The sequence below is a fragment of the Azohydromonas lata NBRC 102462 genome (genome assembly GCF_001571085.1).
Lineage (GTDB): Bacteria > Pseudomonadota > Gammaproteobacteria > Burkholderiales > Burkholderiaceae_C > Azohydromonas > Azohydromonas lata.
The window spans coordinates 1-19,099 of record NZ_BCTC01000112.1 but is presented as its reverse complement, the minus strand read 5'-3'; the positions used below and the strand labels follow the sequence as shown (position 1 = coordinate 19,099).

At 72.6% G+C, this 19,099-nt stretch carries 17 protein-coding genes; 11 read left to right on the top strand and 6 right to left on the bottom strand.

Annotated features, from left to right (window positions below; translation table 11 throughout):
• Positions 1 to 232 precede the first annotated feature (232 nt).
• On the bottom strand, positions 233 to 1,294 hold the full coding sequence (locus ALA01S_RS25595) for a cyanophycinase (RefSeq protein ID WP_066342135.1): 1,062 nt from the start codon (positions 1,292 to 1,294) through the stop codon (positions 233 to 235).
• A 181-nt stretch (positions 1,295 to 1,475) separates the two neighbouring features.
• On the opposite strand from ALA01S_RS25595, the gene ALA01S_RS25590 reads away from it, so the two are divergent.
• The 6 genes from ALA01S_RS25590 (at position 1,476) to ALA01S_RS25565 (ending at position 6,408) form a co-directional block, all read left to right on the top strand.
• Entirely contained in the window at positions 1,476 to 1,856 is a 381-nt protein-coding gene (locus ALA01S_RS25590) for a hypothetical protein (RefSeq protein ID WP_157119283.1), read from the top strand.
• Between the two features lie 76 nt (positions 1,857 to 1,932).
• Positions 1,933 to 3,003 carry an asparaginase gene (locus tag ALA01S_RS25585; protein ID WP_066342133.1) on the top strand — a complete coding sequence of 357 codons (1,071 nt, stop codon included), beginning with the start codon at positions 1,933 to 1,935 and terminating at the stop codon, positions 3,001 to 3,003.
• Positions 3,000 to 3,797, top strand: coding sequence for an N-formylglutamate deformylase (hutG, locus tag ALA01S_RS25580; RefSeq protein ID WP_066342132.1), 798 nt, complete (start codon positions 3,000 to 3,002; stop codon positions 3,795 to 3,797). Before ALA01S_RS25585 ends, hutG begins: the two co-directional genes overlap by 4 nt.
• Positions 3,794 to 5,182 carry an amidohydrolase family protein gene (locus ALA01S_RS25575; protein WP_238455949.1) on the top strand — a complete coding sequence of 463 codons (1,389 nt, stop codon included), beginning with the start codon at positions 3,794 to 3,796 and terminating at the stop codon, positions 5,180 to 5,182. The genes hutG and ALA01S_RS25575 overlap by 4 nt, the downstream gene beginning before the upstream one ends.
• Before the next feature lie 64 nt (positions 5,183 to 5,246).
• Positions 5,247 to 5,696, top strand: coding sequence for a CBS domain-containing protein (locus ALA01S_RS25570; RefSeq protein WP_066342130.1), 450 nt, complete (start codon positions 5,247 to 5,249; stop codon positions 5,694 to 5,696).
• A 151-nt stretch (positions 5,697 to 5,847) separates the two neighbouring features.
• Positions 5,848 to 6,408, top strand: a complete 561-nt coding sequence (locus ALA01S_RS25565; protein ID WP_157119282.1) for a hypothetical protein — start codon at positions 5,848 to 5,850, stop codon at positions 6,406 to 6,408.
• 99 nt (positions 6,409 to 6,507) lie between these two features.
• Here ALA01S_RS25565 and ALA01S_RS25560 read toward each other — a convergent pair whose 3' ends face one another.
• The gene (locus ALA01S_RS25560) at positions 6,508 to 6,843 is read right to left on the bottom strand and encodes a hypothetical protein (protein WP_066342128.1); all 336 of its coding nucleotides are present in this window, start codon (positions 6,841 to 6,843) and stop codon (positions 6,508 to 6,510) included.
• Between the two features lie 196 nt (positions 6,844 to 7,039).
• Between ALA01S_RS25560 and ALA01S_RS25555 the strand changes: the two genes are divergently transcribed.
• The gene (locus tag ALA01S_RS25555) at positions 7,040 to 8,260 is read left to right on the top strand and encodes a DUF3047 domain-containing protein (protein WP_066342127.1); all 1,221 of its coding nucleotides are present in this window, start codon (positions 7,040 to 7,042) and stop codon (positions 8,258 to 8,260) included.
• Positions 8,261 to 8,296: 36 nt separating this feature from the next.
• On the opposite strand, the gene ALA01S_RS25550 is transcribed toward ALA01S_RS25555, so the two are convergent.
• Both ALA01S_RS25550 and ALA01S_RS25545 read right to left on the bottom strand, forming a co-directional pair.
• On the bottom strand, positions 8,297 to 9,340 hold the full coding sequence (locus tag ALA01S_RS25550) for a patatin-like phospholipase family protein (RefSeq protein ID WP_066342126.1): 1,044 nt from the start codon (positions 9,338 to 9,340) through the stop codon (positions 8,297 to 8,299).
• Complete coding sequence (locus ALA01S_RS25545) at positions 9,337 to 11,082, bottom strand: ATP-dependent DNA ligase (RefSeq protein WP_066342125.1); 1,746 nt, start codon at positions 11,080 to 11,082, stop codon at positions 9,337 to 9,339. The genes ALA01S_RS25550 and ALA01S_RS25545 overlap by 4 nt, the downstream gene beginning before the upstream one ends.
• Before the next feature lie 104 nt (positions 11,083 to 11,186).
• On the opposite strand from ALA01S_RS25545, the gene ALA01S_RS25540 reads away from it, so the two are divergent.
• Positions 11,187 to 11,561, top strand: a complete 375-nt coding sequence (locus ALA01S_RS25540) for an HPF/RaiA family ribosome-associated protein (protein WP_084267948.1) — start codon at positions 11,187 to 11,189, stop codon at positions 11,559 to 11,561.
• Positions 11,562 to 11,617: 56 nt separating this feature from the next.
• On the opposite strand, the gene ALA01S_RS25535 is transcribed toward ALA01S_RS25540, so the two are convergent.
• Positions 11,618 to 12,496, bottom strand: coding sequence for a universal stress protein (locus ALA01S_RS25535; RefSeq protein WP_066342124.1), 879 nt, complete (start codon positions 12,494 to 12,496; stop codon positions 11,618 to 11,620).
• 209 nt (positions 12,497 to 12,705) lie between these two features.
• On the opposite strand from ALA01S_RS25535, the gene ALA01S_RS25530 reads away from it, so the two are divergent.
• Positions 12,706 to 15,465: a cation-translocating P-type ATPase gene (locus tag ALA01S_RS25530; protein WP_066342123.1), complete on the top strand. Its 2,760-nt coding sequence runs from the start codon at positions 12,706 to 12,708 to the stop codon at positions 15,463 to 15,465.
• Positions 15,466 to 15,517: 52 nt separating this feature from the next.
• Here ALA01S_RS25530 and ALA01S_RS25525 read toward each other — a convergent pair whose 3' ends face one another.
• Positions 15,518 to 15,784: a hypothetical protein gene (locus ALA01S_RS25525; protein WP_066342122.1), complete on the bottom strand. Its 267-nt coding sequence runs from the start codon at positions 15,782 to 15,784 to the stop codon at positions 15,518 to 15,520.
• A 177-nt stretch (positions 15,785 to 15,961) separates the two neighbouring features.
• Here ALA01S_RS25525 and dinB point away from each other — a divergent pair, with 177 nt between their 5' ends.
• Entirely contained in the window at positions 15,962 to 17,224 is a 1,263-nt protein-coding gene (gene dinB, locus ALA01S_RS25520; protein ID WP_066342121.1) for a DNA polymerase IV, read from the top strand.
• A gap of 327 nt (positions 17,225 to 17,551) precedes the next feature.
• Positions 17,552 to 19,072 carry an aldehyde dehydrogenase gene (gene adh, locus ALA01S_RS25515; RefSeq protein WP_066342120.1) on the top strand — a complete coding sequence of 507 codons (1,521 nt, stop codon included), beginning with the start codon at positions 17,552 to 17,554 and terminating at the stop codon, positions 19,070 to 19,072.
• Positions 19,073 to 19,099 lie beyond the last annotated feature (27 nt).

The following is a 19,099-nucleotide window of genomic DNA, read 5'->3' as shown; positions in this document are numbered from 1 at the left end:
AGGGGATTCGGTGCATCACTGCAACCGCTTTGTCCGCCAGCATTAGTTTGCTGACAGCCGACGCGGCGATGTGTTGGTCTCGCTGGCTCACTGGGTGAGCCTTTGAAGCATCGCTGCGTCGTTGGCGTGGGGCGCATTGTAGAACAGTTTTTTGGCCGTTCCGAGCCTGGGTCATAAAAAGTGCAGATCCGTTGCGCCGCGCGTGCGCCCGGCCCCTGCGGCACGGGCTTCTTCAATACACGGCGCCGCCGGCTTGTTCCGAGGTCAGCACGCCCGCTTCGGCGTTCACCTGGTAGCGCGCGGAGAGGCCGCTCCAGGTCGAGAGATTGAAGTTTCCGCTTGCCGTGATCTTGTCCACCTGCACGTTGCGAAAGGTCAGCGGCTGCTTGGGCGCGCACACCGTGGGCGCCATGAGCGGGCGCAGGAAGTAGGCGCCGCGCCCCTCGTAGCCTGGTTGCGTGAGCAACGTGGCCTGCAGACCGTCCAGCAGCACGGCCACGCCCGCATCCACGCCCACGCCGCGGATGGCGTCGAAGCCGCTCACGCGCTGGTCCTGGATGCTGCGCGCCAGGAAGGCGAGCATGCGCCCCATGCGGTCGCGCGCGGCGAAGTGCGAGTCGGTGATGTCGGCCTCCAGCCCCGAAACGGTCAGGAAGCCGCTGTCCAGGCTCACGCGCTTGTTGTAGGGGTCGGAGAGCGCATCAGAGCTTGCCAGCGTGCCGTTGAGTGCGGCGAAGTCCAGGGCGCCCATCACGGCCAGCCCGGCGCTGATGCCGCCCACGGGCACGTTGCGCCGCTGCAGCGCCTTGATGGCGTCGTGCAGCGCGGTGCCGCTCCAGAGCTTGACGTAGTCGCTCTGGTCGCCGCCGGCGATGAACAGCACTTCCGCGCGCAAGACGCGGTCCACGACGAAAGGATCGTTGGCCGCGTCGCGCGTAGCCACCACCAGCGTCTCCACCGAGTCCACGCCGCCTATGGTGTCGAAGACGTAGGACTGGTAGCCGTCGTCGCCGCTGGCGCGAATGACCACGAAGTCGCCGCCCCCGGCGCGCTGCACCAGCCAGCGAAAGGCGCCGTCCACGTCGGCCTCGCCGCCCATGAGCGCCGCGCCCGCGCGCCGCGGCGCAGGCAGCACGCGGTCCGCGGCACTGCCGGTGAGGTAGTACTCCCAGCCCTTACCCTTGCGCGTGACGGTGTTGGCCGCCAGCGCGCTGCCCAGCAGGGCCGGCAGCAGGCACAGCAGCAGCAGTGCGCGCAAGCCCAGGCGCCGTGCCGGCGCGGCCCAGTTGTCCATGATGGGTTTCTCCCTTGCGATGGGTTGGCGGCAACTCTGAAATGCCCGGCATCGCGGCGTGAGCCACCCGCGGGCGCGGGCGATGCTCCCGGCGCCCGCCAACAGCGTCAATGCGCACCCTCACCCGCATTCATGGGCATGTGCTTTGCCCGTATCGTGGTTCCCTCAACCGACTCTCGCTATGCCTATGCCTACGGACGCGCACACCGAGATTTACCGCCGCCTCTCCAAGATAGAAAACGAGCTTGTGCAGGCCGCCCAAGCCAGCGCCGTGGTGCGCGGCGTGGCGCCGGACCTGCGGCAATGCCTGCAGCAGCTCAGCGAGCAATCGCAGCAGGCACGCGCGGCGCACCTGCGCAGCCGCGACGAGGGCGTGGCCTCGGCGCTGCGCGAGCTGGAAATGCTGGCCGAGCAGGCCTGCGAGCTTTCGGACACGCGCGACGGCGACGCGCGCCGCGTGCTGCGCCCGGGCCTGGAAGAGGCGCGCCAGGACATCCGCGACCTCTGCCACCAGTTGGGGCTGCACCGCGACGGCGACGGCGCCGGCCGCCCCGCGGCTTGAGGACCCAGCTCGCCGCGGCGCTGGCGCCGGCCGGCATGGCTACAGTGGCTGCAGCGACCGGCAAGCTGGGAGGCGCATGAATTCCAATCCCGTCCTGGTACAGGCCTGGCGCGGCGGCGTGGTCGAGTCGCGCCACCGCGGCAGTTGCGCGGTGCTGGACGCCGACGGCAGCGTGCTGTGGTCCGTGGGCGACATCTACACGCCCGTCTTCCCGCGCTCGGCCGTCAAGCTGCTGCAGGCGCTGCCGCTGGTGGCCAGCGGCGCGGCCGACGCGCTGGGCCTGGACGATGCCGCCCTGGCCCTGGCCTGCGCCTCGCACGGCGGCGAGGAGGCGCACGCCGCAACAGCTGCCGCCATGCTGCGCCGCGCCGGGCTGGACGACACGGCGCTGGAATGCGGCGCGCACTGGCCCTACTTCGAGCCCGCCGCGCGCGCCCTGGCCGCCGCCGGCCGCCTGCCCTGCCCGCTGCACAACAACTGCTCCGGCAAGCACGCGGGCTTCCTCTGCCTGGGAGCGCACCTGGCCGGCGACCGCGACGCGCGCGGCTTCGCCGCCGGCTACGTGCGGCGCGAACACCCGCTCATGCGCGAGATCGAGCACGCGCTGCAGGCGGCCACCGGCTGGGACCTGGCCCGCGCGCCTTGCGGCACCGACGGCTGCTCCATCCCCGCGCACGCCATTCCGCTGCGCCAGCTCGCGCTGGCCTTCGCCCGCGCCGGCAGCGGCGTTGGGCTGCCGCCCGGCATGGCCGGCGCGGCGCGGCGGCTGCGCCAGGCCATCGCGAAACACCCCTTCCTGGTCGCGGGCAGCGAGCGGGCCGACACGCTGCTGATGCAGGCGCTGGGCGAGCGGCTGTGCTGCAAGGTCGGCGCCGAGGGCATGTACTGCGCCGCGCTGCCGGAGCTGGGCCTGGGCCTGGCGCTCAAGATGGACGACGGCGCCGCGCGCGCCGCCGAGGTGGCCCTGGCCGCGCTGGTGCAGGCGCTGCTGGATCTGGACGCGCCACAGGCCGCCGCCGTGGCGGCCTGGAGCCCTCGCCCGCTCGTCAACTGGAAGGGGCTGGACGTGGGCGCGCTGCGTGCTGCGGACACGTTCAAGGCCGCGGCCCGCGCCGCCGGCCGCAACATGGGAAGGTTTGCGGGATGAACGACCCCGTCTTTTCATTGCACCGCGGCCGCACGCCGCTGCTGCTGAGCCTGCCCCACGTGGGCACGGCGATACCGGCCGATCTGCAGCCGCGCCTGATGCCGCGCGCGCTGGAGGTGGAGGACACCGACTGGCACCTGGAGCCGCTCTACGCCTTCGCGCGCGAGCTCGGCGCCACGGTGCTGGCCGCGCGCTTGAGCCGCTACGTGGTGGACCTCAACCGCCCGCGCGAGGACACGCCCATGTACAGCGGCGTCAACACCACGGGGCTGTGCCCGGTGAACTTCTTCACCGGCGAGCCGCTGTACCGCGAGGGCCAGGCGCCGGACGCGGCCGAGGTGCAGGACCGTTGCGCGCGCTACTGGCAGCCCTACCACGACGCGCTGCGCCAGGAGCTGCAGCGGCTGCGCGGCGAGCACGGCCACGCCGTGCTGTTCGACGGGCACAGCATCAAGTCCGCGCTGCCCTGGCTGTTCGCGGGCGAGCTGCCCGCACTCAACCTGGGCACGGCCGACGGCGCGAGCTGCGCGCCCTCGCTGCGCCAGGCCCTGGGCGAGCTGCTGCAAGGCCAGGACGAGTTCAGCCACGTCATCGACGGCCGCTTCAAGGGCGGCTACATCACGCGCCACTACGGCCGGCCCGATCAAGGCCAGCACGCCGTGCAACTGGAGATGTGCTGGCGCTGCTACATGGCCGAGACCGCCCCCTACCGGCTCGACGGCGCGCGCGTGGCGCGCATCGAACCCCTGCTGCGGCGCATGCTGCGGCTGCTCACCGAATGGAGACCCTCGTGAACCTTGAGCCGCTCAACTTGTGGGCGCCCCGCGCCTGGCTGCCCGGCGGCTGGGCCGAGCAGGTGCTGCTGCGCAGCGACGCCACCGGCCACTGGTGCGAGGTGCGGCCCAATGCCGGGCTGCCCCCGCCGGGCACGCTGGCGCTGGGCGGGGCGGTGCTGCCCGGGCTGGTGGACGCGCACAGCCACGCCTTCCACCGCGCCTTTGCCGGCTTGGCCGAGCGCTTCGATGCGCCCGGTGCCGGGCTGCACTCCTGGGGCGCCATGCGCGACCACGTGGCCGCCCGCCTCACGCCGGAGCTGCTGCAGGCCGTGGCCGCGCACCTGTATGTGGAGCTGCTGCACGGCGGCTACACGCACGTGTGCGAATTCCACGACCTGCACGACCAGGCCGACGGCAGCCCCCTCCCCGACGACGCGCAGCGCATGGCCTGGGCGCTGGCCGACGCGGCGCAGGAGGCCGGCGTGGGCCTGACGCTGCTGCCCGTGCTGCGCGAGCGCGCAGGCAGCAGCGGCGAGCCCTTGGGCGAAGGCCAGCGCCGCTTCGGCCGCGGCCTGGAGCGGCTGCTGCAGGAAGTGCAGGCGCTGCAGGAATGCAAGCGCCCCATGCTGTGCGTGGGCCTGGGCGTGCACGCGCTCTCGGCGGTGACGCCGCAGTCGCTGGCGCAACTGGCGCGCGAGGCCGGGCCGGACTTGCGGCTGCACATCCAGATCGCCGAGCACCAGGCCTACGTGCGGGCTTGGCGCGAGGCCACCGGCGCCAGCCCCGTGCAGTGGCTGGCGCAGCAGGGGTTGCTGAGCCCGCACTGGACGCTGGTGCACGCCACCCACGTCAGCGACGAGGAAGTGCGCGCCGTGGGCCAAGCCGGCGCCAGCCTGGTGCTGTGCCCAAGCAGCGAGGCCAACTTGGGCGACGGCCTGGCCGACCTGGCGCGCTGGATAGAGGCCGGCGTGCCCGTGGCCGTGGGCTCGGACAGCCAGGTCACGCGCACCTGGCGCGAGGAGCTGCGCTGGCTGGACTACGGCCAGCGGCTGCTGCGCCAGCAGCGCCAGGGCCAGTCGCGGCCCAACACGCCCAGCACCTCCGGCGCCGGGCGGCTGTGGACCATGGCGCAGCAAGGCGGCGCCGCGGCCGCGGGCATGAAGCACTGGGGCCTGGTCGAGGGCGCGCGGGCCGATCTGCTGGTGGTGGACACCTCGGATGCCAGCCTGCTGGGCACGCCCGCGCCGCAGTTGCTCGACGCCGTGGTGTTCTGCAGCCCAGGCCGGCCTTGGCGCGACGCGGTGGTGGGCGGGCGCTTCGTGGTGCGCAACCACGTGCACGCGCACAGCGCCGGCATCGCCGGGCGCTTCGAGCGGGCCATGCGCAGCCTCTGGAGCCTTTGAAAAGCGGTTACAAAGGAGCTGGGGCAGCCCCATGCCCCTGTCTTCAAGTGCAAGGAGAGAGCCGATGACCACTGCCCTCGAGATCCTGAAGTCCAAGCCCAACCAGGAAGTGATTGCGGTGCAGCCGCACGCCACGGTGTACGAGGCCATCAAGCTGATGTGCCAGAAGAACATCGGCGCCGTCCTGGTGATGGAAGGCGACGCCGTCGTCGGCATCTTTTCGGAGCGCGACTACGCCCGCAAGATCGTGCTGCAGGAGCGCGCCTCCAAGAGCACGGGGGTGAACCTGGTGATGTCGCCCAACGTGATGTTCGTGAATCCCAGGCAGACCGCCGAGGAGTGCATGGCGCTGATGACGCAGAACCGGCTGCGCCACCTGCCCGTGATGGAGGGCGGCAAGCTGCTGGGCATGATCTCCATCGGCGACCTGGTCAAGCACATCATTTCCGACCAGCAGTTCCTCATCGAGCAACTGGAGCACTACATCGCCGGCCATCCGGTGACACCCGCCTGAGGCTGGCTGCGCGCGGGCGGCGCCGCGCTCAGACGAAGTCCTTCCCGGGCCCGGCGCCGTCCTACAAGTCCGCACGGCGGCGGACTATGGGCCTGGAGCCCCGCCGGCGTTGCAATGGCGCCATCCAGACGACCCCGAAACGCCCGCCGCCATGACCAGCTCCCGCCCGCTTTCCGACGCCGACGCCCGCCGCGACGAGCTCGACCCCCAGGACCCCATGGACTCTTTGGCCGCCAAGGCGGCCACCAACCCCTTGGGCGCCGGCCTGGGTGCCGCGGGCGGCGCCGCCGCTGGGGCCGCCGCGGGCATGGCCGCCGGCCCCGTGGGCAGCCTGGCCGGCGCGGTGCTGGGCACCATCGCCGGGGCGCTGGCCGGCGGCTCGGCGGAAAGCTCCTGGCACAAGAGCAGCGGCACCGAACACTGGAGCCGCCTCTACGGCAGCCGCCCCTACGCCAGCGAGGGCGCGCGCTTCGAGGACTGGGGCCCCGCCTACGCCTACGGCGAGGCCATGTACGCCCGCCAGAGCGGCCCGCGCCGCTGGGACGACACGGTGGAGTCGGAGCTGGGCCACGGCTGGGAGGCCGAGCGCGCCGCCTCCGGCTCCGCCCTGCCCTGGGACCACGCCCGCCACGCTGCGCGCGACGCCTGGGAGCGGCTGCACGACAGGGCCGACAACGACCCGACGCGGCCCGGCCACGACATTGCCGGCTGAAGCGGCGCTTGACGGCCCGCGCGCCATAAAAAAGGCCGCTGTCGCGGCCTCCATGTCGTTGCCGCCCGGCCGCTGCTGCCGGGCGTTGCCCCATTCGCTTCAGTGATGCGCCTTGCTGCGCGGCGTCTTGTCGGACAGGCCCGGCACGTGCACGGCCAGCATCACGGGCTGCTCCTCGCCTTCCGTCGTGAACAGCGTCTGGCGCACCATCAGCGCCACGGTGGCGGGGTTCAGGCCCTCGGTGGGATGCGTGCCGGCCTCCGCCACGCTGCGGTACAGCGGCGCCGGCAGCAGCATGGCCAGCTCCAGCGACAGTTCGTTGGCCCGCTCGTAGTCTTCCAGCGGGGAGCTCTTGTCCAGCGCACCGGCCAGCACCAGGTACTGGGCCACCTTCTCGACGATGTCGATCTTCTCGCGCGCGGGCAGGTCCTTCATTCTTCGACTCCTTCTTGAACAGGGGCGCGAGGGTAGCAAAGAGCGCCTGCTGACCTCGGCGCAAGGGAGTCCTTGCCGACCGATGGGCGGCCGTGGCCGCAGGCAATCTTCCCGCCCCGCCGCAGGCGGCCTGCTCTGGAGCCGCCCGCGGGCGCGGCCCAGACTGCGCGGCTCCCACCACAGCCCGCAAGCCACCATGCTGCCCTTGTCTCCCGCCCCGCGCTCGCGCCTGCGCCTTCTGCGTGCCGCCACCGCCGCCCTGCTGCTGGCCGGAGCGCTCAGCGGCCATGCCGCCACCCCCGAGGCCGAACCGGACCATGACCGCTTCGAGCAGGCGGTGCGGCAGGCCGCGACGCCCGCCGTGGCCTCCAGCCTGGCGGGGCTGAAGGTGCTGCATCTCAGCGGCGACGTGGGGCCCTGGCTGGACACCGGCCTGGCCCTGTCTCCCGGCCAGCCGGTGACGCTGCTGATGCGCGGGCAGGTGTGGTGGTCGCGCGCGGCGCGGCTGTCGCTGTCGCCGGCCCTGGCGGTCTGGGCCCAGGTGGGCCCGCAGGGCGAGATCTTCAACGGCACCCGCGATACCCACGGCTTCGTCGCCGCGGACGCGGGCAACCTGCGCCTGAAGCTCCTTCCCGCCCTGTCGTGGACCGACCCGCATGGCGCCTACGCGGGCGAGCCGCCGGCGGTGAACCCGGATGCGGGCGGCGGCGTCAGCGTGGCCGTGCTCGCCTGGAAGCCAGGCACCGACGTCGCCGCGCAGCTGCAGGCGCTGGCCCGGCACGCGCCGCTGGCCCCCTGGGCGCAAGGCGAGCTGCGCCGCCTGGCCGAAGGCACCGTGCCGCCGCCCGCGGGCTGGCAGTACTTCTGGCCTTTGGGCCGCGCCGAGATCTTCTCCCGCGCCCGCCCCGAGGCCGGCGACCCGCAAGGCGGCGCCATCGCGGTGCACACGCACGACGACGTGGGCATCCTGCAGAAGGACGCGCCCTTCGAGCTGCGTCCCGGCACGCGGCTGCAGTGGCGCTGGCGCGTGGACGCGCTGCCCTCGGCGCTCCCGGAGGACAGCGTGCCCACCCACGACTACCTCAGCGTGGCCGTGGAGTTCGACAACGGCCGCGACCTGAGCTTCGTCTGGAGCCAGGGCCTGCCGCAGGGCCATGCCTTCGCCTGCCCGCTGCCGGCCTGGCAGCAGCGCGAAACGCACCTGGTCACGCGCAGCGGCACGGCCGGCCTGGGCCAGTGGCAGGCCGAGGAGGTGGACCTGCTCGAGGCCTACCGCCACGCCGTGGGCGGCCCGCTGCCGGCGCGCGTGACGCGGGTCTGGCTGATCGCCAACAGCGTGTTCCAGAAGCACGAGGGCCGCGCCCGCTTCGCCGGCATCGCGCTGGTCGATGGCCAGCGGCGGCTGCACGTGGATTGAGCGCCGGCGCCGCGCACCGCCGCACAAGGCCCTGCCCTAGCGCGGCGCCAGGAACGTGGCCTCGATGTCCAGCGTGGCGCGCACGCCCAGGTCGGCGCGGTGCCGGGTCAGCCAGCGCCGCGCCGCCTGGTGGCCCATGCGGAACAGCGACTGCAGGAAGGCCGCGCTCGTGTCCAGCTTGGTGGCGGCCTCCAGGTGGGCCAGCTCGCCCTCGTCGGCAATCATGTGCAGCCGCAAGTCCTTGTAGCGCCCGCGCTCTATGCGCTCCTCGGCCAGCAGCCGCTGCACGAAGGCGATGGCGCGCATCTCGCCCACCAGCGCCGAGTTGAAGCCGATCTCGCTGACCCGGTCCGCAATGGCCAGCGCCGTCTGCGGCGTAGCCGGCCGCCGCAGCGGATTGATCTTGACCAGCAGCAGGTCCGCTTCCGGCGTCTCGTAGATCAGCGGCCACAGCGACGGGTTGCCCACGTAGCCGCCGTCCCAGTAGGGCTCGCCGTCGATCTCCACGGCGCGGAACAGGTGCGGCAGGCAGGTGGAGGCCATGAGCGCGTCCAGCGTCAGCGTCTTGCCGCTGAACACGCGCGGCTGCCCGGTGTGCACCGAGGTGGCGATGACGAACAGCGTGGGCGCCGGCGCCACGCACTGCAGCGCCGCCACGTCCACGTGCCGCGCCACCAGGTCGCGCAGCGGGTTCAGGCCCAAGGGGTTGAGCTGGTAGGGGCTGAAGCTGCGCGCCCACGTGGCGAACCAGTCCGAGGGCGACCAGCCCCACAGCGGCGCGGGCGCGGGCTGCGTCCAGCCCGGCAGCGCCGGGGGCTGCAGCGCGCCGAAGCAGCGCCCGGCGCGCGAGACGTCCTCCCAGAACGCGCGCAGCGCCTGGCGCGCGCCCTCGTTGCCGCCGCGCAGGAGGCCCGTGGCCAGCACCGCGGCATTGAGCGCGCCGGCGCTGGTGCCGGAGATGCCGGCAAAGCGCAGCGTGCCGTCCTCCAGCAGCGCGTCCAGCACGCCCCACGTGAAAGCGCCGTGCGAGCCGCCGCCTTGCAGCGCCAGGTCCAGCGCAAAGGGTTGCACATCGCTCATGCGGAAGCGTCCTCCTGGGTGTCGTTGTTGGATGTGTCGTCCGCCGCCGCGCTGGCGCTGCCGTGGGCGTTCAGGAGCGCCTGCAGCGCCTGCAGCGTGTCGGCCTCGTGCAGCGGCTTGTCGGTGCGCAGCCGCAGCATGCGGGGGAAGCGCAGCGCGATGCCGCTCTTGTGCCGCGGGCTGCGGGCGATGCCCTCGAAGCCCAGCTCGAACACCAGCGCCGGCCGCACGCTGCGCACGGGGCCGAACTTCTCGACCGTGCTGGCGCGTATGACGCGGTCCACCTCGGCGAACTCGGCATCCGTGAGCCCGGAGTACGCCTTGGTGAAGGGGACGAGCTGCAAGTCGCCGGCCGGCGCGCGGCGCGCGATGGCGTCGGCCACCGCTTGCGCCTCGGCCGCGTCGCGCGGCGAGCGGCTCCAGACGGCGAAGGTGTAGTCGGTGTAGACGCTGGCTCTCCGGCCGTGGCCGCGCTGGGCATAGACCAGCACGCCGTCCACGGTCAGGGGCTCGATCTTCCACTTCCACCACAGGCCTTCGGACTTGGTGCGCCCGGCGCCGTAGGGCGCCTGGCGCTGCTTGAGCATCAGCCCCTCGACGCCGCGCTCGCGGCTGGCGGCGCGCTGCGCGGCCAGCGCGTCCCAGGTGGCCTCCTCCAGCAGCGGCGACAGCGGCAGCCCGGTGCCGGCGGCCAGGGCCTCCAGCCGCTCGCGGCGCAGCAGCAGCGGCTGGCCGCGCAGGTCGCGCCCGCCGTCCTCCAGCAGGTCGTAGGCCAGCAGCGTGACGGGCGCCTCCTGCAGCAGCTTGCGCGGCAGCGTCTTGCGGTTCAGGCGCTGCTGCAGCAGCGCGAAAGGCGCGGGGCGGCCGTCCTGCCAGGCCAGGATTTCGCCGTCCACCACCGTGCCGTCCGGCAACGACTGCGCCAGGGCCACGACCTCCGGGAAGCGTTCGGTGACGAGCTCCTCGCCGCGCGACCAGATCCAGCACTGCCCCGCGCGCCGCACCACTTGGGCGCGGATGCCGTCGTATTTCCATTCGACGATCCAGTCCGCGGGCACGCCCAAGCTGTGGGCAGGCGCTTCCAGCGCATGGGCGAGAAAGAAGGGATAGGGCTGGCCGCTGTCGGCCGGGGCGGTGGTGCCGTCGTCCGGCGCCAGCAGCGCCAGGAAGCGCACGGCGCTGGGCGGCTGGCGGGCATCGGTAAAGCCCATCATGCGCTGGGCCATGAGCTTGGGGTCCAGCCCGGCGTGCTCGGCCAGCGCGCGCTGCACCAGCAGCTTGCTCACGCCCACGCGGAAGGAGCCGCCGATGAGCTTACACAGCAGGAAGCGCCCGGCCGTCTCCAGGCCGCCCCACCACTGCGCCAGGCACTGCGCCTGGTCCTGCGGGCTGCGGCCGCGCAGGGGCAGCAGCCGCGCCTCCATCCACTCGGCCAGGCCGATGTCCTCGCCGCCGAGGCTGGCCGGCGGCGGCAGCACCAGGGCGATGGTTTCGGCCAGGTCGCCCACGGCCTGGTAGCTCTCCTCGAACAGCCAGTCGGGGATGCCGGCCAAGGTGCAGGCGGTGGCGCGCAGCAGCGCCCCGGGCACGCTCTGGCGCGGCTTGCCGCCGGCCAGGAAGTACACGGCCCAGGCCGCGTCGGCCGGCGGCGCGGCGGCCAGGTAGCGCCGCAGGGCCGCCACCTTCTCCAGCGTGGCGGTGCGGGCGTCGAGCTCGGCGTAGAGCTGGGCAAACAGGCGCATGGGGCGATCATGCCGCGCCCCGCTTGAGGCCTTGGGCGCACGCCGCTTGCCACTGCCCTGGACATACGGCCTTTTGAGGGCCGCAACTCCAGCAAAGGAAAAGCATGCAAGTTCAAGTCAACCACGACGACCACGTGACCGGCCGCGAGGACATGGAGCGCGAGATCGCGCTGATGCTCGAAGGCGAGCTCGACCGCTACGCCGACCACATCACGCGCGTGGAAGTGCACCTGAGCGACGTCAATGCCGACAAGCTGGCCGACGACGACAAGCGCTGCCTGCTGGAGGCGCGCGTGGCCGGCCAGGGCCAGCTCACCGCCAGCCACCAGAGCGGCGACATGCGCACCGCCATCGACGGCGCCATCGACAAACTGCTGCGCGTGCTCGACAGCAGCCTGGGCAAGTCGCTGGACAAGACCAAGACGGCGCGCGAGACCATCCGCCGCGACGGCGTGGAAGGCTTGACCGAAGGGCTCTGAAGCCGCTGCCCTGGAACCGGCCCGCCGACAGGCCGGCGGGCCGGTGCGGCGCCGCCTCAATGCGACATCAGCACCGGCACCGTCATGGACTGCAGCAGCGTGCGGGTGACGCCGCCCAGGGCCATTTCCCAGGCGCGGGCGTGGCCGTAGCCGCCTATGACGATGAGGTCGGCGTCCACGTCCGCCGCGCGCGACAGCAGCGCCTCGGCCACCGGGGCGTCCGGCGTCCACGGTGAGAGCAGCCGCTCGGCGATGGAGGGCTCGCGGCTGCGCTGCAGGCTGCACGCGGCGTGCACGCCGTGCGCGGCCAGATAGGCCTTGAGCGGCTCCAGCGAGGGCACCTCGTCGTCGCCGCGCACGTAGCGCACCAGGTCCACGCTCGTGGCGCGGCGCAGCAGCGGCAGCGCGTCGCGCAGGGCGCGGGCGCTTTCGCGGCTGCCGTTCCAGGCCAGCAGCACCCGGCGCACGGCGCGCGGGCGCTGGCCGCCGTGGCCGTCGGTGTGCGGGACGAACAGCAGCGGGCAACCCGCGGCCATCAGCAGCCGCCCGGCCAGGCCGGGCTCGGTGCCGTCCGGCGTCTCGGGGTCGTGCTGGCCCAGCACCAGCAGGTCGGCGCAGCGCACGTGGCGCAGCAGCGTGGGCAGCGGGTCGCCCAGCACGCTCTCGAACGGCAGCGGCCGCCCGCGCTCGGCCGCGATCTCGTCGGCCAGCAGCCGGGCCTGCTCCATGCGGCCGCGGTCGCTGTCCATGCTGAGCTGGGTGGCGATGGTGGTGGCCTCCGGCGTCAGGTAGGCCGCCGTGGGCGTGGCTTCCACGGCATGCACGGCCTCCAGCCCGGCCCCGTGCTCCCCGGCCAGCGCGGCAGCCCACAGCGCCACCTCGCGGGCGCGCGGACTGTCGCTGACGTGCACCACGATCCTGCGCAAGTCGCTCATGCGGTGACTCCTTGGCGGCGACGGGTGAAGACCAACGGACGGCACCCGGCGGCGCTGCCGCCCCGCCGCCGCGGGCGCCCAGGCATCGTAAGTCCGCTGCGGGCGGGCGCCGCGGTGCTTGCGCCGCATCAGGCCTTCACCCGGGCGCGCGTGCTCAGATGGCCCGGGGAGAATGGCCCGGCCCAACGATGAGGAACGTGCGCGCAGTGATGCCCGAAGTCCACGACACGCCCGCCCCCGTGCCCTGGCACGCCCTGCCTGCCGACGAGGCGCTGCGCCGCCTGCACGGCGACGCCGCCCGCGGCCTGGACGCCGCGCAAGCCGCCCAGCGGCTGCAACGCGAAGGCGCCAATGAGCTGCCGCAGGCGCCGCCCACGCCCTGGTGGCGGCAACTGCTGCACCAGTTCGCCAGCCCGCTGATCGCGCTGCTGGCCGGCGCGGCGGCGCTGTCGCTGGCCATGGGGCATGTCAGCGACGCGGGCGTGATCCTGGCCGTGGTGCTGGTCAATGCCTTCATAGGCCTGGCGCAGGAGGGCCGCGCCGAGCGCTCCATGGCCGCGCTGCGCCGCCTGGCCGTGCTGCAGGCGCGGGTGCTGCGCGGCGGCGTGGAAACGCTGGTCCCGGCGCGCGAGCTGGTGCCCGGCGACGTGCTGCTGCTGGCCGCGGGCGATGCCGTCACGGCGGACGCGCGGCTGCTCCAGGCCGCGCAAGTGAAGGCGGCCGAGGCGGCGCTCACCGGCGAGTCGGTGCCGGTGATGAAGGCGCCTGCCGCGCTGCCCGCGGACACCGCGCTGGCCGACCGCCAGAACATGCTGTGGGCCGGCACCCAGCTCACCGCCGGGCGGGCCCTGGCGGTGGTGGTGGCCACGGGCGCGCGCACGCAGATCGGCGCCATCGCGCGGCTGACCGAGGGCACGCGCGAGCCGCCCACGCCGCTGGAGCAGCGCATCGCGCAGTTCGGCCGCCGGCTGGTGGTCGCCGGGATGGTGCTGTTCGCGGGGGTGATGGCGCTGGGCCTGTCGCGCGGCATGGCGGCCGTGGAGCTGCTCATGGTGGCGGTGAGCCAGATGGTGTCGCTGGTGCCCGAGGGGCTGCCCGTGGCCATGACCATCGCGCTGGCGGTGGGCATGCAGCGCATGGCCGGACGCGGGGCGCTCATACGCCGCCTCTCCGCCGTGGAGACGCTGGGCGCCACCAGCGTGATTTGCACCGACAAGACCGGCACGCTGACCCGCAACGAGATGACGGCCTGCACGCTGTGGCTGGCGGGCGGCACCTGCGCCAGCGTCACCGGCGCCGGCTACGCGCCCACGGGCGAGCTGCGCGCCGAGGGCGCGCCCCTGCCGGCAGCAGCCCTGTGGCCGCTGCTGCGCGCCGCCGTGCTGTGCAACGACGCCCAACTGCTGCCGCCGGACGCCGGGGACGGCGCCTGGACCGTGCTGGGCGACCCCACCGAGGGCGCGCTGCTGGTGCTGGCCGCCAAGGCCTCGCTGGACGCCAGCGAGGAGCGCGCCCAACTGCCGCGCGCGGGCGAAATTCCCTTCGACGCCGACACCAAACTCATGGCCACGCTGCACCGCGACGCCGCGGGCGCGCTGCTGCAGTTGAAAGGCGCGCCGGAGGCGCTGCTGCGGCTGTGCGGCGATGCCGGCGCGGTGCAGGCCGCGCGTGCGGCGGCCGAGGGGATGGCCCAGCGCGCGCTGCGCGTGCTGGCCTTCGCCGAGGTGCGCGGCGCGGCGGCGGACGGCGCCGTGCAGGCCGCGGCCCGCGGCGGCGCCGAAGCGGCCTTCGCGGGGCTGGCGGGCCAGGCGCGGCTGCTTGGGCTCATCGGCCAGATCGACCCGCCGCGCGAGGAGGCGCGGCAAGCCGTGGCCGAGTGCCGCGAGGCGGGCATCCGCACCCTCATGCTCACGGGCGACCACAAGCTCACCGGGCTGGCCATCGCGCGCGAGCTGGGCATCGCCCGCGACGGCGACCTGGCGCTGGACGGCGCGGAGCTGGAGCGGCTGCCGGACGCCGAGCTCCAGGCGCTGCTGCCGCGCCTGGCCGTGTGCGCGCGGGTGCAGCCGGCGCAGAAGCTGCGCATCGTGCAAGCGCTGCAGTCGCGCGGCGAGGTGGTGGCCATGACGGGCGACGGCGTCAACGACGCGCCGGCGCTGGCGCGCGCCGACGTGGGCGTGGCCATGGGCATCGCCGGCACCGAGGTGGCCAAGAGTGCCGCGCGCGTGGTGCTCACCGACGACAACTTCGCCACCCTGGTGGCGGCCGTCGAGCAGGGCCGCGTGGTGCGGGCCAATCTCGGCAAGCTGCTGGTCTACCTGTTCGCCACCTCGCTGGACGAGGTGGTGGTGCTGCTGCTGGCGCTGCTGGCGGGCTACCCGCTGCCGCTGGCGGCGGTGCAGATCCTGTGGATCAACCTCGTCACCGAGGGCACGGTGACCATCAACCTGGTGATGGAGCCGGCCGAGGGCGACGAGATGCGCCATCCGCCCCGCCCCCGCCTGGAGCCGCTGCTGGGCGCGGCGCAACTGTGGCGGCTGGCGCTGCTGGTGCCGGTGAGCTCGGCCATCACCTTCGGCTGGTTCGCATGGCGCACGCACCTGGGCGCGCCGGCCGACGTGGTGCAGACGCAGACCTTCACGCTGCTGGCCATGACGCAGTGGTTCAACGTGCTCAATTGCCAGTCCGCCACGCGCTCGGCCCTGAACCGCTCGCTGCTGCGCAACCGCTGGCTGTTGGGCGGCCTGCTGCTGAGCGTGGCGCTGCAGGCGGCCGTGCTGTGGTGGGGGCCGCTGAACGCGCTGTTCCACACCGTGCCGCTGGGCTGGGAGGAGCTCTGGCCGCTGCCGCTGGCCGCCAGCGTGGTGCTGTGGGTGGAGGAGGCGCGCAAGGCGCTGGCGCGGCGGCGCCTGGGGCGGGCCCGCCGCTCAGGCGGGTTGAGCGCGGATCAGGGCTTGAAGGCGTCGTGAGCCTGGCCGGAAGAGTCGCCGGTGCGGCGTGGGTGGGCGCGGCCGCGCGGGGTCAGGGCAGCGCCTCGTACAGCCCGTCCACCATGGTGTTGCCGGTGAGGTGGCGCACTTCCAGCCGGTAGGCCAGGAAGTCCATGGAGCGGCCCGCTTCGATGGTTTGCGACAGCGAGGCGGCGGTGCCGGGGTTGTTGGCGTAGATCACGCCCATGGGCGAGGGGCCGCGGTTGAACACGCGGTACCAGCGCGCGTTGGTGCCGTCGGTGTTGAAGATCAGTTGGCGCTGGCCCGGGGCTAGGCGTATCAGGCCGGGAGTGGTCATGCAGCAAGCCCTCTTGAGGGACGTGGATCGGTCGCAGGCGCTCACCCGGAGCCCTTTTTTTTGGGCGGTCCTGCGGAAAACCCGGAATGGTAGCCCGTGGCGCAGGGGCTTCCGTGACGCGGCGGCGACTCGGCAGCGCACGGCGGGCCGCCCCACCCCACCCGCTATGCTGTACGCATGCACAGCCCCGCCGCCCCGCGCTGGATCGCCCACCTCGACATGGACGCCTTCTATGCGTCCGTCGAGCTGCTGCGCTATCCGGAGCTGCGCGGGCTGCCGGTGGTGGTGGGCGGGCGGCGGGCGCACCAGCCGCAAACGCTGGCCGACGGCACGCGGCGCTTTGCCAGGCTGCGCGACTACGCCGGGCGCGGCGTGGTCACCACCGCCACCTACGCCGCGCGCGCCTACGGCGTGCACTCGGCCATGGGCCTGATGAAGGCGGCGCAACTGGCGCCTGACGCCGTGCTGCTGCCCGCGGACTTCGACGCCTACCGCGACATGTCGCGCCGCTTCAAGGCCGCCGTGGCCGAGATCGCGCCCGTCATCGAGGACCGCGGCATCGACGAGATCTACATCGACCTCACCGAGCTGCCCGCCCTGCGCGAGCGCGTGGGCCATGACCCGCTCTCCAGCGTGCGCGCCCTGGCGCAGGAAATCCGCAACAACGTGCGCGCCGCCACGGGGCTGACCTGCTCCATGGGCGTCACGCCCAATAAATTGCTGTCCAAGATCGCCTCGGAGCTGGACAAGCCCGACGGGCTGACGGTGCTGACCATGGCCGAGCTGCCCACGAGGATCTGGCCACTGCCGGTGCGGCGCATCAACGGCATTGGGCCCAAGGCCGGCGCCAGGCTGCAGGCGCTGGGCCTACGCACCATCGGCGAGCTGGCGCAGTGCGAGGCACCGTGGCTCATCGAACGCTTCGGCCGCAGCTACGGGCAGTGGCTGTTCGACGCCTCGCACGGGCTGGACGAGCGGCCCGTGGTCACGCACAGCGAGCCCGTGTCCATCAGCCGCGAGACCACCTTCGAGCGCGACCTGCACGCCGTGCGCGACAAGGCGCAGCTCTCGGCCATCTTCACGCGGCTGGCGCAGCAGGTGGCCGAGGACCTGCAGCGCAAGGGCTACGTGAGCCGCACCCTAGGCATCAAGCTGCGCTTCGAGGACTTCAAGACCGTCACCCGCGACCTGACGCTGCCCGCGCCCACGGGCGACGCCGCCGCCATCCGCCGCGCGGCGGGGCTTTGCCTCAAGCGCGTGGACCTGGGCCGGCGCATACGGCTGCTGGGCATACGCGCCGGCTCGCTGGCGCGGCCCAACGCCGCGGCGCCGGGCGCGCGCGGCGCCACCCGCAAGGCGGCGCCCGGCATGGCGGCGGCGGCGCCTGCCGCCCCGCTGGCCGCGCAATCCGAGCTGCCGCTGTTCGATTCACCGGCCTGAGCGGGGCGTCAAGCACGCGGCACGCGGTGGCGGCTCGGGGTTGTTGCATATGCACGCCCGTGCAAATCCACATTGACGTCATGCCTTGTGGCGGCCTGGGACATGGAGCAGTCCTGACGTCACAGTGCTGGCGTCACCGGGGTGCCCGACTTGGTGTTGACCCTGGGTTTTTGACGCCGGTGTGTGCTTCAAACGGGCCCGCCGGGGTGGCCGGGGGTGCTGGCACGGTCCTGGCAATAAGGACGGTGCAGCTTCGATTCGCCCCATAGCCTGCAAATGCAGCAGGGGCCTTTTTGCAGACAGATCACCGCTCAACAGGAGACACGCATGGACATGCTCGAACCCGGCAAATTCGGTTTCCCCGTCAACTTCAAGAAGCGCTACGGCAACTTCATCGGCGGCCAGTGGGTTGAGCCGGCCAAGGGCCAGTACTTCGAGAACATCACCCCCGTGACCGGCAAGGTGTTCTGCGAGATCCCCCGTTCCACGGAAGAGGACATCGAGCGCGCGCTGGACGCCGCCCATGCCGCCAAGGCCGCCTGGGGCCGCACCTCGCCCGCCGAGCGCTCCGCCGTGCTGCTGAAGATGGCCGACCGCATGGAGCAGAACCTGGAGCTGCTGGCCACGGCCGAGACCTGGGACAACGGCAAGCCCATCCGTGAAACCATGGCCGCCGACCTGCCGCTGGCCATCGACCACTTCCGCTACTTCGCCGGGTGCGTGCGCTCGCAGGAAGGCTCGATCAGCGAGATCGACCACGACACCTTCGCCTACCACTTCCACGAGCCCCTGGGCGTCGTCGGCCAGATCATTCCCTGGAACTTCCCGCTGCTGATGGCCGTGTGGAAGCTGGCCCCCGCGCTGGCCGCCGGCAACTGCATCGTGCTGAAGCCCGCCGAGCAGACCCCCGTGTCCGTGCTGGTGCTGATGGAAGTCATCGGCGACCTGCTGCCCCCGGGCGTGCTCAACGTCGTCAACGGCTTCGGCGTGGAAGCCGGCAAGCCGCTGGCCTCGTCCAAGCGCATCTCCAAGATCGCGTTCACGGGCGAAACGGGCACCGGCCGCCTGATCATGCAGTACGCCAGCCAGAACCTGATCCCGGTGACGCTGGAGCTGGGCGGCAAGTCGCCCAACATCTTCTTCGCCGACGTGATGGAGAAGGACGACGCCTTCTTCGACAAGGCGCTCGAAGGCTTCGCCATGTTCGCGCTGAACCAGGGCGAAGTCTGCACCTGCCCCTCGCGCGCCCTGGTGCACGAGTCCATCTATGACGCGTTCATCGAACGCGCCATCAAGCGCGTGGCCGCCATCAAGGCCGGCAACCCGCTGGACAAGAGCACCATGATCGGTGCCCAGGCCTCCGACGAGCAGCTCAAGAAGATCCTGTCCTACATGGACATCGGCCGTGGCGAAGGCGCCGAGTGCCTGATCGGCGGCGAGCGCAACAGCCTGGGTGGCGACCTCGAAGGCGGCTTCTACATCAAGCCGACCGTGTTCAAGGGCCACAACAAGATGCGCATCTTCCAGGAAGAGATCTTCGGCCCCGTGCTGTCGGTCACGACCTTCAAGGACGAGGAAGAAGCCCTGGCCATCGCCAACGACACCAACTTCGGCCTGGGCGCCGGCGTGTGGAGCCGCAACATGAACACGGCCTTCCGCATGGGCCGTGGCATCCAGGCCGGCCGCGTGTGGACCAACTGCTACCACGCCTACCCGGCCCACGCGGCCTTCGGCGGCTACAAGCAGTCCGGCATCGGCCGTGAGACGCACAAGATGATGCTGGACCACTACCAGCAGACCAAGAACCTGCTGGTCTCCTACAGCGAGAACAAGCTGGGCTTCTTCTGATCCCAGGCGCGGCGGGGCCCTGCCCCG